The 14,441-nt window shown below is 70.9% G+C and carries 13 protein-coding genes and 2 rRNA genes; 4 read left to right on the top strand and 11 right to left on the bottom strand.

All coding sequences use genetic code 11. The features are described 5' to 3' along the window. The first annotated feature begins 372 nt into the window (after positions 1–372). The gene (locus ACFU9E_RS03415; protein ID WP_380714742.1) at positions 373–1,305 is read left to right on the top strand and encodes a hypothetical protein; all 933 of its coding nucleotides are present in this window, start codon (positions 373–375) and stop codon (positions 1,303–1,305) included. 182 nt (positions 1,306–1,487) lie between these two features. Beyond that, positions 1,488–1,712 carry a hypothetical protein gene (locus tag ACFU9E_RS03410; RefSeq protein WP_380689356.1) on the top strand — a complete coding sequence of 75 codons (225 nt, stop codon included), beginning with the start codon at positions 1,488–1,490 and terminating at the stop codon, positions 1,710–1,712. A gap of 29 nt (positions 1,713–1,741) precedes the next feature. On the opposite strand, the gene ACFU9E_RS03405 is transcribed toward ACFU9E_RS03410, so the two are convergent. After that, positions 1,742–2,140, bottom strand: a complete 399-nt coding sequence (locus ACFU9E_RS03405; RefSeq protein WP_380689358.1) for a metal-sensitive transcriptional regulator — start codon at positions 2,138–2,140, stop codon at positions 1,742–1,744. Positions 2,141–2,488: 348 nt separating this feature from the next. Here ACFU9E_RS03405 and ACFU9E_RS03400 point away from each other — a divergent pair, with 348 nt between their 5' ends. Both ACFU9E_RS03400 and ACFU9E_RS03395 read left to right on the top strand, forming a co-directional pair. Continuing rightward, complete coding sequence (locus tag ACFU9E_RS03400; protein ID WP_030312623.1) at positions 2,489–3,109, top strand: DUF47 domain-containing protein; 621 nt, start codon at positions 2,489–2,491, stop codon at positions 3,107–3,109. Between the two features lie 5 nt (positions 3,110–3,114). Then, positions 3,115–4,113, top strand: a complete 999-nt coding sequence (locus tag ACFU9E_RS03395) for an anion permease (RefSeq protein ID WP_380689360.1) — start codon at positions 3,115–3,117, stop codon at positions 4,111–4,113. Between the two features lie 192 nt (positions 4,114–4,305). On the opposite strand, the gene pstB is transcribed toward ACFU9E_RS03395, so the two are convergent. The 10 genes from pstB to ACFU9E_RS03345 all read right to left on the bottom strand — a co-directional run. Then, positions 4,306–5,082: a phosphate ABC transporter ATP-binding protein PstB gene (gene pstB, locus ACFU9E_RS03390; protein WP_355357343.1), complete on the bottom strand. Its 777-nt coding sequence runs from the start codon at positions 5,080–5,082 to the stop codon at positions 4,306–4,308. Between the two features lie 45 nt (positions 5,083–5,127). Beyond that, on the bottom strand, positions 5,128–6,204 hold the full coding sequence (gene pstA / locus ACFU9E_RS03385; RefSeq protein ID WP_380685328.1) for a phosphate ABC transporter permease PstA: 1,077 nt from the start codon (positions 6,202–6,204) through the stop codon (positions 5,128–5,130). Continuing rightward, on the bottom strand, positions 6,201–7,172 hold the full coding sequence (gene pstC, locus ACFU9E_RS03380; protein WP_380685326.1) for a phosphate ABC transporter permease subunit PstC: 972 nt from the start codon (positions 7,170–7,172) through the stop codon (positions 6,201–6,203). The genes pstA and pstC overlap by 4 nt, the downstream gene beginning before the upstream one ends. A gap of 148 nt (positions 7,173–7,320) precedes the next feature. After that, complete coding sequence (gene pstS / locus ACFU9E_RS03375) at positions 7,321–8,460, bottom strand: phosphate ABC transporter substrate-binding protein PstS (protein ID WP_380685324.1); 1,140 nt, start codon at positions 8,458–8,460, stop codon at positions 7,321–7,323. Positions 8,461–8,704: 244 nt separating this feature from the next. Further along, a complete protein-coding gene (locus ACFU9E_RS03370) occupies positions 8,705–9,163 on the bottom strand; it encodes an NUDIX hydrolase (RefSeq protein ID WP_380685322.1) in 459 nt (152 codons plus the stop codon). Between the two features lie 49 nt (positions 9,164–9,212). Next, entirely contained in the window at positions 9,213–10,298 is a 1,086-nt protein-coding gene (locus ACFU9E_RS03365; RefSeq protein WP_380685320.1) for a CHAD domain-containing protein, read from the bottom strand. 254 nt (positions 10,299–10,552) lie between these two features. Continuing rightward, a complete protein-coding gene (locus tag ACFU9E_RS03360; protein ID WP_380685318.1) occupies positions 10,553–12,730 on the bottom strand; it encodes an RNA degradosome polyphosphate kinase in 2,178 nt (725 codons plus the stop codon). A 337-nt stretch (positions 12,731–13,067) separates the two neighbouring features. Further along, the gene (mshD, locus tag ACFU9E_RS03355) at positions 13,068–14,081 is read right to left on the bottom strand and encodes a mycothiol synthase (protein ID WP_380685316.1); all 1,014 of its coding nucleotides are present in this window, start codon (positions 14,079–14,081) and stop codon (positions 13,068–13,070) included. Between the two features lie 73 nt (positions 14,082–14,154). Beyond that, a 5S ribosomal RNA gene (gene rrf, locus ACFU9E_RS03350) occupies positions 14,155–14,271 on the bottom strand. Positions 14,272–14,348: 77 nt separating this feature from the next. Further along, positions 14,349–14,441: ribosomal RNA gene (locus ACFU9E_RS03345) — 23S ribosomal RNA — on the bottom strand; the annotation flags it as partial.

Here is a 14,441-nt window from a genome sequence, read left to right as displayed (position 1 = left end):
CCGCCCCGGAACGGCCTACCCCGGGACCGCCCCGCTGTCGGCGAGGTGGGCGTCCGCCTCGCGCCGGGAGAGGTCGCGCGAGCGCCGGGCCGGCGAGAACCAGCCGCAACTGCAGGTCGCTAAGGAGAAGGAGCCGCGTTCGCTGATCGCGACGCAGTGCTCGGGCGTCGGGGTGGTGCCGGGTACCGCCGGCAGCTCACTGTGCACGTGGTTCACGGTAACGCGCCGGGGCGCCGCCGCGCGACGCCTGTGACGCGCGGGACATGGCGTAACTCCTCGCGCCCCAACTCGTTTGCCCGGCAAGAGCTCTGCCCACCCGCGACGGTGGCCGGCGGGGCAGTCGGGCCCGAAGGGGTTGTCGCGAGGATGAAGATGACCGACCAGCAGCGCACCGCCGGCCCGACGGCCGGCCGCACCGGGCGGCGGGCGCGTCCGGCGGCGGGGGCCGCCCTGCTCGCCGTCGCCCTGGCCGGGGCGGCCGCCCTGGCCGGCTGCTCGCCGGACGGCGCGGGCGGCGCGGACGCCGTGGCCGCCGCCCCGGCCGACCAGCGGGCGAGCGGCGCCCCCGACCAGCTCGCCACCGACCCGCTGGGCGCGGTCCGCGGCGCCGCCGACATCACCGGCCGGGCGGGCTCCGCGCACGCCGTGACCGAGCTGGTGACCGAGTCCGCGGAGAAGAAGGCCGTCTTCACCGGCAGCGGCGGCTACGACTACGTGAAGCGGATCGGCCGGCTGGAGGTGCAGGTGCCGCCGGGCGCCGCGACCACCGGCAAGATCGTCGAAGTGCTCCTGCCCGGAACGGTCTACCTGCAGAACAGCGGGGCCAAGGTGCCGGAGGGCAAGTGGGTCAAGCTGGACGTCCGCCAGCTGCCGGACGGCAACCTGGTCAGCGGCGGGGCCACCGACCCGGCGGCCGCCGCCGGCGCGCTGCGCGGGGCCCAGAAGGCCGAGCTGATCGGCACCGAACCGGTCGACGGGGTGCCCCTGAAGCACTACCGCGGCACCCTGGACCTCGCCAAGGCGGCCGACGCCACCGGCGGCCGGGCCGGGGACGGCCTGCGGATGGGGGCGCAGACCTTCACCGTCAAGGAGGTCCCCTACGACGTCTGGCTGGACGACGAGGGCCGGCTGCACAAGGTGGTCGAGGTCTTCACCTTCGCCGGGGTGGCCGGTTCCAAGGAGGCGAAGGACCAGGTCAAGGTGGTCTCGACCACCACACTGAGCGAGTTCGGCGCACCGGTGGAGGCGGCCGAGCCGCCGGCCGCGGACATCTTCGCGATGAAGCCCACCGAGAGCCCCAAGTAGCACGTTCCGGGGGCGCGGGAGCGGGGGCCGCCGGTCCGGGTGGGCCCGGAACCCCCCGGGCCCACCCGTTTCGGCGGCGCCGAGATGGCCCGTCCGTGCCATGTGGACGGGCTCCGAAGTGCCTAGGCTGGACGCCGGGTGGCTGCCGCCCGGGCTGGCGAGGCGCTGAAGGGGTGGTGCAGGTGATGTCGTCCACGGGCGGCCGCAGCGGCGGCCACGACGACGCGGCCCTCGACGAGATCGAGCTGGCCGGTGAGCTGATGATCGCCGCCACGGCCAGCAGCGGTGACCGGCTGCCGACCGAGCGGATCGACGAGGTGCTGCTCGACCGGCCCGACGGCGGTCCGGCCGCCGGTCCGGCCGCCGGTCCGACGGACGGACCGGCGAGGGATCGGCAGGGCGACTAGGGTCGACCGACGCGCCCGGCGGCCCGCGGTCAGCTGCGGAGCAGCCGGCCGATCGCCGCGGTGGCCTCGGCGACCTTGGCGTCCAGCTCGGTGCCGCCCTCCTCGGCGGCGGCCGCGACGCAGTGCCGCAGGTGCTCCTCCAGCAGCGAGAGCGCGAAGGACTGCAGCGCCTTGGTGCTGGCCGAGACCTGGGTGAGCACGTCGATGCAGTAGACGTCCTCGTCGACCATCCGCTGCAGGCCGCGGATCTGGCCCTCGATCCGGCGCAGCCGCTTGAGGTGCGCGTCCTTCTGCCCGCTGTACCCGTGCGGACCGTGGGCGGTGTGGGCGTCCTGGGCGTCCGGCGTCTTCGGGAGAGCAGCGTGCTCGCCGTGCGGTTCCGCCCCGGGCGCCTGCTCCGGCTCGGTGCGCGCTTGCGTGGTGGTCATCGGCCCGCCTTCGTCTGAGTGCCTGGTGGCTGCGTCGGCCTCCAGTGTCCAACACCCTGGCCCGTCGTGGTGTTCCTCCGGCACGGGCGACCGTCCGCGGGTGCCTGCGGCGGGGTTCCCCCGTCCGGGGAACACCCCGTTGTTCCCGGCGCACGACAGGGGCAATCCGGGCGAGGTTCCGTCAGACTGGGGGCTCATGCCCGCACCTGTGGTGCGGATCGGGTCCACTGCTGCGGCAGCCGAACGGAAGAGGAGGTTCCGGCTCCTCTTCGAGCACCCCGTTTGTGCCATGGTGCTCGGTTGCACCTAGCATCGTTCAGTCCCCTACCCCGCACATCGGAGATTTCCGTGCGTTTTAGCCTGACCCCGAAGGAGACGAGTTTCTACGACATGTTCGCCGCCGCCGCGGAGAACCTGGTCGTCGGCTCGAAGCTCCTGCTGGAACTGCTGGGATCAGACGTGTCGGCCCGCGCGGAGATCGTCGAGCGCATGCGCGCCGCCGAGCACGCCGGAGACGACACCACCCATGCGATCTTCCACCAGCTGAACTCGTCCTTCATCACGCCCTTCGACCGCGAGGACATCTACAACCTCGCCTCGTCGCTGGACGACATCATGGACTTCATGGAGGAGGCCGTCGACCTGGTCGTCCTCTACGACATCCAGACCCTCCCGAAGGGGATCGAGCAGCAGATCGAGGTCCTGGCCCGCGCCGCCGAGCTGACCGCCGAGGCGATGCCGAACCTGCGGAGCATGTCCAACCTGACCGAGTACTGGATCGAGGTCAACCGGCTGGAGAACCAGGCCGACCAGATCCACCGCAAGCTGCTCGCCCACCTCTTCTCCGGCCAGTACGAGGCCATCGAGGTGCTCAAGCTGAAGCAGGTCGTGGACGTCCTCGAACAGGCCGCGGACGCCTTCGAGCACGTCGCCAACACGGTGGAGACCATCGCGGTCAAGGAGTCCTGACCCCCGTGGACATGGCAGCACTCATCGCCGTCGTCGGCGTTGCCTTCTTCTTCACCTACACCAACGGCTTCCACGACTCGGCCAACGCGATCGCCACCTCGGTCTCCACCCGGGCGCTGACGCCCCGGGCGGCACTGGCGATGGCCGCGGTGATGAACCTGGCGGGCGCCTTCCTGGGCAGCGGGGTGGCGCACACCGTCTCGCAGGGCATCATCGAGACCCCCACAGGCGACCAAGGCATGGTGATCCTGTTCGCCGCACTGGTCGGCGCCATCGCCTGGAACCTGGTGACCTGGTACTTCGGCCTCCCGTCCTCCTCCTCGCACGCGCTGTTCGGCGGCATGGTGGGCGCGGCGCTGGCCGGCGGCACCGAGGTGATCTGGAGCGGGGTCATCGACAAGATCATCATTCCGATGATCGTCTCGCCCGTGGTCGGCCTGGTCGGCGGCTTCCTGGTGATGCTGGCGATCCTCTGGCTCTTCCGGCGGGCCAACCCGCACCGGGCCAAGCGCAACTTCCGGGTCGCCCAGACGGCCTCGGCCGCCGCGATGGCACTCGCGCACGGTCTGCAGGACGCGCAGAAGACCATGGGCATCGTGGTGCTGGCCCTGGTGATCTCGGGCCACCAGAGCGCGGGGGACCCGATCCCGGTCTGGGTGAAGATCTCCTGCGCCACCATGCTCTCGCTGGGCACCTACGCCGGCGGCTGGCGGATCATGCGGACGCTGGGCCGGAAGATCATCGAGCTGGACCCGCCGCAGGGCTTCGCCGCCGAGGCCACCGCCTCGGCCGTCATGTACATCACCTCGTTCGTCTTCAAGGCGCCGATCTCCACCACCCATGTGATCACCTCGGCGATCATGGGTGCCGGGGCCACCAAGCGGATCCGCGCGGTGCGCTGGGGCGTCGCCAAGAACATCGTGCTCGGCTGGTTCATCACGATGCCGGCGGCCGCCATCGTCGCAGCGTTGGTGTACTGGTTCGTCCACCTGTTCTGGGGATGACCCGGCGGACCGGACACCACCGAGCCGGACACCACCGAACCGGAAGCGACCGGACCGGAAACGACAGGGCCCGCCCCCCACATCTCGGGGGGCGGGCCCTTTCATGCTCCGCGGCGGCACCGCCATGCAGCACCGCGAAGCAGCCTGTGAAGCGCCGCTGGGGCGCCGCCCGCACACCGGCGGGCGGGCCGATCAGCCGAAGCGGCCGGAGATGTAGTCCTCGGTCGCCTGCACCGACGGGTTGGAGAAGATCCGCTGGGTGTCGTCGAGCTCGATCAGCTTGCCCGGCTGGCCGACGCCGGCCAGGTTGAAGAAGGCGGTGCGGTCGCTGACGCGGGCCGCCTGCTGCATGTTGTGCGTCACGATGACGATGGTGAACTCGGACTTCAGCTCACCGATCAGGTCCTCGATGGCGAGGGTGGAGATCGGGTCGAGGGCGGAGCAGGGCTCGTCCATCAGCAGGACCTCCGGCTCGACCGCGATGGCGCGGGCGATACACAGACGCTGCTGCTGACCGCCGGAGAGGCCGGCGCCCGGCTTGTTCAGCCGGTCCTTGACCTCGTTCCAGAGGTTGGCGCCCTTGAGCGACTTCTCCACCACGCCGTCCAGCACGGACTTCTTGCGCACACCCGCGAGCTTCAGCCCGGCGACCACGTTGTCGTAGATCGACATGGTCGGGAACGGGTTCGGGCGCTGGAAGACCATGCCGACCGAGCGGCGGACGGCGACCGGGTCGACGCTGGCGCCGTACAGGTTCTCGTCGTCCAGGAGCACCTTGCCCTCGACGCGGGCGTTGGGGATCACCTCGTGCATCCGGTTGAGGGTCCGCAGGAAGGTGGACTTGCCGCAGCCGGAGGGGCCGATGAAGGCCGTCACCGAGCGGGGTTCGACGGACATCGAGATGTCCTCGATGGCCTTGGTGGAGCCGTAGTAGGCGGACAGTCCGCTGACGTCGATGCGCTTGGCCATGATCGTTCGTCTTCTCTCAGTCTTCGTCGTACGTCAGTCGGTCGCTCAGTGTCCGGCCTTGGGCGAGCGCCACCGGGCGATGCCCCGGGCGATGAGGTTGAGCCCCATCACGAAGGCGATCAGCACCAGCGCGGCACCCCAGGCACGGGCGTAGCCGTAGTCGTTGTTCACCACGGCGTACTGCTGCCAGATGTACATCGGCAGCGACTGCTGCGGTCCGTCGAACGGGTTGTTGTTGATGTAGGCGGCACCGAATACCAGCATCATCACCGGGGCGGTCTCACCCGTGATGCGGGCGACCGCGAGCATCACGCCGGTGGTGATGCCGCCGATGGCGGTGGGGAGGACGATCCGCAGGATGGTCTTCCACTTCGGCACGCCGAGCGCGTACGACGCCTCGCGCAGCTCGTTCGGGACGAGCTTGAGCATCTCCTCGGTGGAGCGGACCACGACCGGCATCATCAGGATCGCCAGCGCGAGGCTGCCCGAGAAGCCGGAGTAGTTGAAGCCGAGGGCGATGTTCCACAAGGACAGGATGAACAGACCGGCGACGATCGACGGGACACCCGTCATGACGTCGACGAAGAAGGTGACCGCCTTGGCGAGCGTGCCGCGGCCGTACTCGACCAGGTAGACGGCGGTCAGCAGACCGATCGGGGCGGCCATCAGGGTGGCCAGGCCGACCTGCTCCAGGGTGCCGATCAGCGCGTGGTAGATGCCGCCGCCGGGGCCCGCCGAACGCACGCCCATCATGGAGTGGGTCAGGAAGTTGCCGTCCACCACACTGGCACCCTGCTGGATGGTGTAGACGGTCAGCGAGAGCAGCGGGACGACGGCCAGGATGAAGGCGACCCAGACCAGCGAGGTGGCGAGGCGGTCCTTGGCCTGGCGCCGGCCCTCGACCTGGGCCGAGAGCACGTAGCTGATGACCACGAAGAGGATCGCGGCGATCAGGCCCCACTGGAGCTTGCTCTTCAGGTCTCCGACCAGGCCGATGCCGCAGCCGAGGACGATCGAGCCGGCGGCGACGGCGCCCGGGGCCCACTTGGGCAGCCGGTTGGCGGTCAGCAGGCGGCCCACCGGACGGGCGTCCGCCGGAACGGAAGTGGTCGCGGCGCTCATGCGGAGTACTCCTTGCGGCGGGCGACGATCAGCCGCGCGGCACCGTTCACCAGCAGGGTGATCACGAACAGGACGAGACCGGAGGCCATCAGCGCGTCCCGGCCGAAGGGCTGGGCCTCGTTGAACTTCAGCGCGATGTTCTGGGCGAAGGTGCCGCCGCCCGGGTCGAGCAGGTGCAGCGAGAGCACGTTGCTGGAGGAGAGCACGACGGCGACCGCGATGGTCTCGCCGAGCGCGCGGCCGAGGCCGAGCATCGAGGCCGAGATGATGCCGGGACGGCCGAACGGCAGCACCGCGGTGCGGATCATCTCCCAGCGGGTCGCGCCGAGGGCGAGCGCCGCCTCCTCGTGCATCCGCGGGGCCTGCCGGAAGACCTCACGGCTGACCGCCGTGATGATCGGCAGGATCATGATCGCCAGCAGGATGCCGACCGTGAACAGGTTGCGCGGGGTGGTGCCGGCCCGGGACTGGTCGAAGATGTACGTCCAGCCGAGGTACTGGTCCAGCCAGCTGTTCAGGCCACCGAGGTGCGGCACCAGGAAGAGCGCGCCCCACAGGCCGTAGATGATGCTGGGCACGGCCGCCAGCAGGTCCACCAGGTAGGCGAACGGCTGGGCGATCCGGCGCGGCGCGTAGTGGGAGATGAACAGGGCGATCCCGATGGCCACCGGGACGGCGATCAGCATCGCGATCAGCGCGCTGACGATGGTGCCGAACGCGAGGACGGCGATGCCGAAGACCGGCTGCGGGGCGTCCGGCGTCCACTCGAAGGTGGTGAGGAAGTTGCCCTCGTTCTTGCTCAGCGCGATGACCGAGCGCCAGGTCAGGAAGCCCGCGATGGCGGCCATGACCACCAGCAGCAGGATGCCCGACCCGCGGGACAGGTTCATGAAGATCTTGTCGCCGAGCCGGCTGTCGCGCGGGCGGCGTTCCCTGCCTCGCGGGGCGGCAGGGGTGGATGAAGTCATTGGTCTACTCCGGTCTGGTGGTGCGGCCCCGAGGGGGCGGCACCCTGGCGGCGGTGCCCCGGACGTGTTGCGTTTCGTCGGTACTTCCCGCAGGGGCGGCCCCGGCCCCCCTCGTTCACGGGGCCGCCCCAGCGGAGGTCCTACTGGGTCAGGCGAGCGAGCCGATGGCCGTGTTGACCTTGTCGGTCAGCGACTTCGGCAGCGGGACGTAGCCGCCGTCGCCGATCGCCTTCTGGCCCGCGTCACTGGCGGAGTAGGCCAGGAAGGCCTTCAGGGTGTCGAGGGTGTCGGCCTTGTTGCCCTTGTCGCAGGCGATCTCGTAGGTGACCAGGACCAGCGGGTAGGAGCCCTCGTCCTTGGTCGCGTAGTCGAGGGTCAGCGCCAGGTCGCTGCCGGTGCCGGCGATCTGCGCCTTGGCGAAGGTGTTGGCGGCGTTGGCGGCGGTGGCCTCGACCGGCTTGGAGGCGCCGGTGCTGATCGCGGCGCTCTTCAGGTTGTTGGTCTGCGCGTAGGAGAGCTCGGCGTAGCTGATCGAGTTCTTGACCTGCTTCACCTGGGCCGAGACACCGGCCGAACCGTTGGCGCCCTGGCCGTTCTTGCCCGCCCAGGCCTTGCTGGGCGGGTAGGACCAGGCGCCGCCCGAGGTCTTGGCGAGGTACTTGGTCAGGTTCTCGTTGGTGCCCGAGTCGTCGGTGCGGTGGAAGGTCTGGATGTCGGCGTCCGGCAGCTTGGCGCTCGGGTTCAGCGCGACGATCGCCGGGTCGTTCCACTTGGTGATCTGCGAGTCGAAGATCTTCGCGATCGTCGGGCCGTCCAGGACCAGGTTGTCGACGCCGTCCACGTTGTAGACGATCGAGATCAGGCCCGCGACGAGCGGCAGGTTGATGCCCTGGCCACCGGTGCAGACGGCCTTGCTGGCGTCGACCTCGGCCGGCTTCAGCGCCGAGTCCGAACCGGCGAACTGGATCTTGCCCTGGTTGAACTGCTGGATACCGGCACCGGAGCCGCCGCCACCGTAGTTGATGGTGGCGCCCTTGCAGGCCGCCTCGAAGTTGTTCTTCAGGATGTCGATCGCGTTGCCCTGGGCGGTGGAACCCGCGGCAACGAGCGCGGTGGGCTTCGAGCCACAGGTGATCGCGGCGGGGGCGGCGGCGCCGGTGGAGCCCGACGGGGCGGCGGCGTTGTTGTTGTTATCGTCCGAGCCGCAGGCGGCGAGCGACAGCGAGCTGACGAGCGCCATGGCACCGATCGCGAGGGCCTTGGAGCGGCCGTTCCGCTGGAGCTTCACAGGGTGTCCCTTTCTGTGGCATTGCCCGGCGCGCAGGCCCTGCCGAGCAGGGAGAAGCGCGGGTTTTGCTGAGGTCCGGGGCCCGTTCGGCCCGCCGGTGGTACCGAAGTTAGGCCGGGGAGGTGACGCGTCAGCCGGTCGCAAGTGAACGGCGAGTGAACCTCGAACGGATGACAGGAAACTACGTCAGGTAGTAACGGTTGCGTCACGGCAAGGGCGCAGAGAGATCACTTCCACTGTTCCTTCACGTCTCCGGACCGCGCAACCGCACCGGCCTGGCCCCCAGCAGCTCCAGCAGCGCGTCCACCAGCCGCCGGTCCTGCTCCCGGGAGAGCCGCGCCCTCGCCTTACCGGCCGGCAGCCACTCCAGACGGTCCACTTCCCGGTTCGGCCGGAACTCCCCTTCCGTGGGCACCGCCGCCCAGTACCGGACCTCCTTCGGCCGGCCCTGCGCCAGGTAGTGCTGGGTCGGCAGCTCCGCCCCCAGCACGCAGGAGAACCCCGTCTCCTCCCGCACCTCCCGCAGCGCCGCCTCGACCACGCCCTCGCCGGGATGCAGCTTCCCCTTCGGCAGGCTCCAGTCGTCGTACTTCGGCCGGTGGATCACCGCGATCCTCGGCCGGCCGAGCCGGCCGCTCTTCTTCGGACGGCCGGGCAACCAGAGCACCGCCCCCGCCGCCAGCACCACCCGCCCGCCGGACACCGTCCGCCCGGACGCGGGCCGCCCGGACGACGACGGCCGCCCGCCCACCTCAGGCCGTCCGCGATTCCGCCGCCGACCCCCAGCCCCCGGCCGGCGGCAGGTCCAGCCACGCCTCCGCCCCCGGCGGCAGCTCCGGCCACCGCCGCCCGAAGGCGTACCGGGCCGCCTCCACCTCCAGCCGCTGGTCGGCGTGCACCACGCCCAGCACGTACGCCGTCGCCGGGGTGATCCGCGGCGTGCGCGCCGCCGTCGCCGCCGTCACCGCCGCCTCGGACGCCTCCTGGTGCCGCAGCAGCACCCGGTCCAGCTCGTCCAGCACCGCCGACGGCTGCCCGCACACCTCCAGCGCGTACCGGGCCCGCTTCACCAGCACCCGCGTCCGGTGCCACGGCGCGTCGTCCGCCGCCAGCGCCGCGTCCGCGTCCAGCACGCCCCGCGCGCTCGGCACCGACCCCAGCCGGCGCAGCCCGTCCCCGCCGTACGGCGTCGCCGAGCGCTGCAGCGGCAGCTGCTGGGCGCTCGCCGCCAGCGCCCCGAACGCGGCCGCCGCCTGCGGCACCAGCACCGCGCCCGCCCGGCCCTCCGCCGGCGCCGCCAGCGGCGCATCCGCCACCAGCAGCGTCATCCGGTCCGCCAGGGCGTGCAACCGGGCCGAGCGCAGCTCCTGCAGCACCGTGGAGTGCGCCCGGGTACGGGCCAGGGTCAGCTGCCGGTCCAGCAGTGCCCGGGCCTTGGGCGCCCCCGCGTGGCCGGCCAGCATGCCCGGCCCCTCCGCCTCGCTGCCACTCAGCCCGTCCAGCGCGCCCAGCAGCCGGGCCGATCGCCGTACGTACCCCGGCTCCAGCGCCAGCAGGTTCAGCAGCCAGGCCAGCTCGGTGCGCGACTCCTGCGCCCAGACCGGATCGAAGGAGGCGGCGAAGGTGGTCAGCAGCCCGTTGATCCGCCGCACCGCCCGCAGCAGGTCCGCCGTGCCCTCCGACGGGACGACGGACGCACCCGGTCTCGCACCGACCTCGCCCACCGCCAGCGGCAGAGCGCGCAGGAACGCGCCCGCCAGGGCGGTGAGGTGGCTGGAGAGGATGTCCCCGGCGGTCGCGGTGGAGGCCGCCTGGGCCGTCATCGGCGCATCGGTCATGGCTAGCTAGATCCCCGTTCCCCCGGGGCCGTCCCCGGGGCTGGTGGCCGACCGCTCAGCGGGTCCCTACCGCTCAGCGGCTCGCGTCGGTGGGTCACGCGGTCGCGTCGTCGAACCTCGTGCCGTCGTGTCTCGTGCCGTGCTGCCCCCGATGGAACGGCCCGCACCGTTCGGTCCGGTACGGGCCGCTCCGCGAGGCGTCGCGGCTCACGTCGTCACGTCTGCGTCAGCGGGGTCGTGGCGGCGACCGCGGGTCATCGGGCGGTGGCGGCCCGACGACGCTGACGCGAGTCGATGAGCAGGTCCTGGACGTGCCGCAGCGGCTTGCCGTCGGCGTCCTGGGCGTGCCGGGTCCACGACCCGTCCGCCCCCAGGTGCCAGGACTCCGTCTCGTCCGACATCCCGAGGTCGAGCATCCCGGACAGCTCGGCCCGGTGCGCCGGGTCGGTGATCCGCAGCAGCGCCTCGATCCGGCGGTCCAGGTTGCGGTGCATCATGTCGGCGCTGCCGATCCACACCTCCGGGTCGCCGTTGTTGCCGAAGACGAAGACCCGCGAGTGCTCCAGGAAGCGCCCCAGGATGCTGCGCACCCGGACGTTCTCGCTCAGCCCCGGCACGCCCGGCCGGATCGCGCAGATGCCGCGCACCCACACGTCCACCGGCACACCGGCCTGCGAGGCCCGGTACAGCGCGTCGATCACGACCTCGTCGACGATCGAGTTGACCTTGAGCCGCACGTGCGCCGGACGGCCGGCCCGGTGGTTGGCGATCTCGTTGTGGATGCGCGCCACCAGACCGTCGCGCAGTCCGCGCGGGGCGGTCAGCAGCCGGCGGTACGACTCCCGGCGCGAGTAGCCCGAGAGCCGGTTGAAGAGGTCCGAGAGGTCCGCGCCGACCTGCGGGTCCGAGGTCAGCAGACCGAGGTCCTCGTACAGCCGGGCCGTCTTCGGGTGGTAGTTGCCGGTGCCGACGTGCGAGTACCGGCGCAGGGTGTCACCCTCCTGCCGGACCACCAGCGACAGCTTGCAGTGCGTCTTCAGCCCGACCAGGCCGTAGACCACGTGGCAGCCGGCCTCCTCCAGCTTGCGGGCCCACTTGATGTTGGCCTGCTCGTCGAAGCGCGCCTTGATCTCGACCAGCACCAGCACCTGCTTGCCGGACTCCGCCGCGTCGATCAGCGCGTCGACGATCGGCGAGTCACCCGAGGTCCGGTACAGCGTCTGCTTGATGGCCAGCACGTCCGGGTCGGCCGCGGCCTGCTCCAGGAAGGCCTGCACCGAGGTGGAGAAGCTGTCGTACGGGTGGTGCAGCAGCACGTCCCGTTCGCGCATCGCGGCGAAGATGTCCGGCTGCGACGCCGACTCGACGTCGGTCAGGCCGCGTGCGGTGCCCGCCACGAACTTCGGGTACTTCAGCTCCGGCCGGTCCAGCCCGGCGATCCCGAACAGCCCGGTCAGGTCCAGCGGACCGGGCAGCGGGAAGACCTCCGCCTCGGTGATGTTCAGCTCCCGCACCAGCAGGTCCAGGATGTAGGGGTCGATCGACTCCTCGACCTCCAGCCGCACCGGCGGGCCGAAGCGCCGCCGCATCAGCTCCTTCTCCAGGGCCTTGAGGATGTTCTCGGTGTCGTCCTCCTCCACCTCCAGGTCCTCGTTGCGGGTGACCCGGAAGGCGTGGTGGGCGAGCACCTCCATGCCCGGGAAGAGCTCCTCCAGATGCGCCCCCATGACGTCCTCCAGCGGCACGTACCGCTGCGGGGAGGCCTCCAGGAAGCGCGCCAGCGACTGCGGCACCTTCACCCGGGCGAAGTGCTTGTGCCCGGAGACCGGGTTGCGCACGACGACCGCCAGGTTGAGGGAGAGCCCCGATATGTAGGGGAAGGGGTGCGCCGGGTCCACCGCCAGCGGGGTGAGGACCGGGAAGATCTTCTGCCGGAACAGGGTGTGCAGCCGCACCTGCTCCTTCTCCGCCAGCTCGGACCAGCGGACCACCTCGATCCCCTCGGCGGCGAGATCGGGCAGCACCTCCTGCTGGAACGCGGCGGCGTGTCGGGCCATCAGCTCGCGCGAGCGGGTCCAGATGAGGTCCAGCACCTCGCGCGGCTGAAGGCCGGAGGCACTGCGCTGGGCGACGCCCGTGGCGATCCGGCGCTTGAGGCCCGCCACCCGGACCATGAAGAACTCGTCGAGGTTGCTCGCGAAGATCGCCAGGAACTTGGCGCGCTCCAGCAGCGGGATGCCCGGATCCTCCGCCAGCTCCAGCACGCGCTCGTTGAACGCGAGCCAGCTGCGCTCGCGGTCCAGGAAGCGGCCCTGCGGCAGTTCCTCCAAGCCCTGCTCGTCGGTGACCGTCAGCTCCGGTGGTATCGCGAGCGCGCTGGAAAGCCGCGCGGGCGGGGACAGCGGGGCAGGGACGGGGCGGGGGATGCTCATTGGCTCCAGCTCCTCCAGCAGGACGGCGTCCGGACGCGAAATGCTTTTCGGGCCGTCGCCCTCGCCCGTCACCGACGCCCACCCACCCGGCGCGGTCGTCACAGAACCGGTCGGCGAGTGCCGGCCGATGCTGCACGAGCGAGACACTACGGACTTCATCCTGTGATCTTCGCGGCAGTAATTGAATCCACGGTAAACACCGCATGGCCAGGAGGAAAGCTGAGGCGGTCAGGGCTGCGGCGACGAGCGCACGCCCGTTGCCGCAGCCCCGTTGTCTCCGCTAGGAACCGCCGGGACGCCCCGCTCAATCGGTCACTCTCGGTGACCGATTGAGCGGTCACCGGGAATTCGGACGCGCGACCCCGGCGCGATACATCAGATCGACTTCGTGGACGGTGAATCCGAGCCTTTCGTAGACCCGCACCGCCGCCGGATTGTCCGCGTCGACGTACAGCAGGACGGTGTCCAGACCGCGCTCGCCGGCCCCGGCGTCACTGCCGGTCAGATGACGAAGACCGGCTGCGGTCAGCGCCCGGCCGAGGCCGCTGCCCTGCTCCGCCGGATCGACACCGACCACGTAGACCTCACCGAGCGCGGGCTCGGTCGCCGTTGCCGGGTGCACCTTCGTCCAGTGGAAGCCGACCGGCTTGCCGTCCCTGGTGGCGATGAAGAAGCCGGCCGGGTCGAACCACGGCTCGGCGAGCCGGTCGGCCAGGTCCCGCTCGGTCCAGGACCCCTGTTCCGGGTGGTGGGCGAAGGCCAGGGCGTTCAGGCGGAGCCACTCGGCGTCGTCCTCACCCGGCCGGAACGTCCGCAGCTCGATCCCGTCCGGAAGCGGAACGGCCTCGGTCTGCGGCCCGGTGCGGCGCATCTGCCGGAGCTCGCGGACCAGCTCGGCGCCGTACCGCCCGGCCAGGTGCCGGGCCGCCGGGTGTCCGCCGTGCACCCAGAAGTCGACGTACCCACGACCCGCCCGCCCCGCCTCGGCGAGCACGGCGTCCACCAGAGGGCGTCCGAAGCCGCGGCCGCGGGCGGCCGGGGCCACGACGAGCTCGGCAGCCGGGTTGGCGGTGCCGCTCTCGGGGACCTCCAGCTGGCCGTAGCCGACGAGCTCGGCGTCGGTGTCGGCGTGGGTCGTGGCGCCGGCTGTTTCGAGGAAGTGGGTCACTCCGGTCCGCGGCGTCTCCGAGGAGCGCAACCGCAGGCGGCCCTGCTCGGACACGGCCTCGCGGCCGTCCTCGACCTGGGCGTCCGCCAGGACCTTCAGGGCCGCGTCCCGCTGTGCCGGCCGCAGTACGTCGGAGGCGAGGACCGTGGTCGAGTCGCCCGTTGTTGCCGTTCCATCGTCCATGTCCTGACGATACGTCAACGGGAAACGCAAAGAACCCCCGCCGGATAACCGGCGGGGGCTCTTCTCAAAATTTGTTCGGCGGCGTCCTACTCTCCCACAGGGTCCCCCCTGCAGTACCATCGGCGCTGTGAGGCTTAGCTTCCGGGTTCGGAATGTAACCGGGCGTTTCCCTCACGCTATGACCACCGAAACACTATGAAACTGTCACCGCCCGCACGCAATGGCGGGGGTCGTTGTTTCAGAACAACACAGTGGACGCGAGCAACTGAGGACAAGCCCTCGGCCTATTAGTACCGGTCAACTCCACCCCTCACAGGGCTTCCATATCCGGCCTATCAACCCAGTCGTCTACTGGGAGCC

The sequence above is a fragment of the Kitasatospora sp. NPDC057595 genome, assembly GCF_042800875.1.
GTDB lineage: Bacteria > Actinomycetota > Actinomycetes > Streptomycetales > Streptomycetaceae > Kitasatospora.
This window is presented reverse-complemented; position numbering and strand designations above follow the sequence as displayed.

Coding starts and splice junctions, on each gene's coding strand:
- ACFU9E_RS03415 (WP_380714742.1), top strand. CDS start 373: ATGACCGACCAGCAGCGCACCGCCGGCCCGACGGCCGGCCGCACCGGG.
- ACFU9E_RS03405 (WP_380689358.1), bottom strand. CDS start 2,140: ATGACCACCACGCAAGCGCGCACCGAGCCGGAGCAGGCGCCCGGGGCG.
- pstB (WP_355357343.1), bottom strand. CDS start 5,082: ATGGCCAAGCGCATCGACGTCAGCGGACTGTCCGCCTACTACGGCTCC.
- pstA (WP_380685328.1), bottom strand. CDS start 6,204: ATGAGCGCCGCGACCACTTCCGTTCCGGCGGACGCCCGTCCGGTGGGC.
- pstC (WP_380685326.1), bottom strand. CDS start 7,172: ATGACTTCATCCACCCCTGCCGCCCCGCGAGGCAGGGAACGCCGCCCG.
- ACFU9E_RS03365 (WP_380685320.1), bottom strand. CDS start 10,298: ATGACCGATGCGCCGATGACGGCCCAGGCGGCCTCCACCGCGACCGCC.
- ACFU9E_RS03360 (WP_380685318.1), bottom strand. CDS start 12,730: ATGAGCATCCCCCGCCCCGTCCCTGCCCCGCTGTCCCCGCCCGCGCGG.
- mshD (WP_380685316.1), bottom strand. CDS start 14,081: ATGGACGATGGAACGGCAACAACGGGCGACTCGACCACGGTCCTCGCC.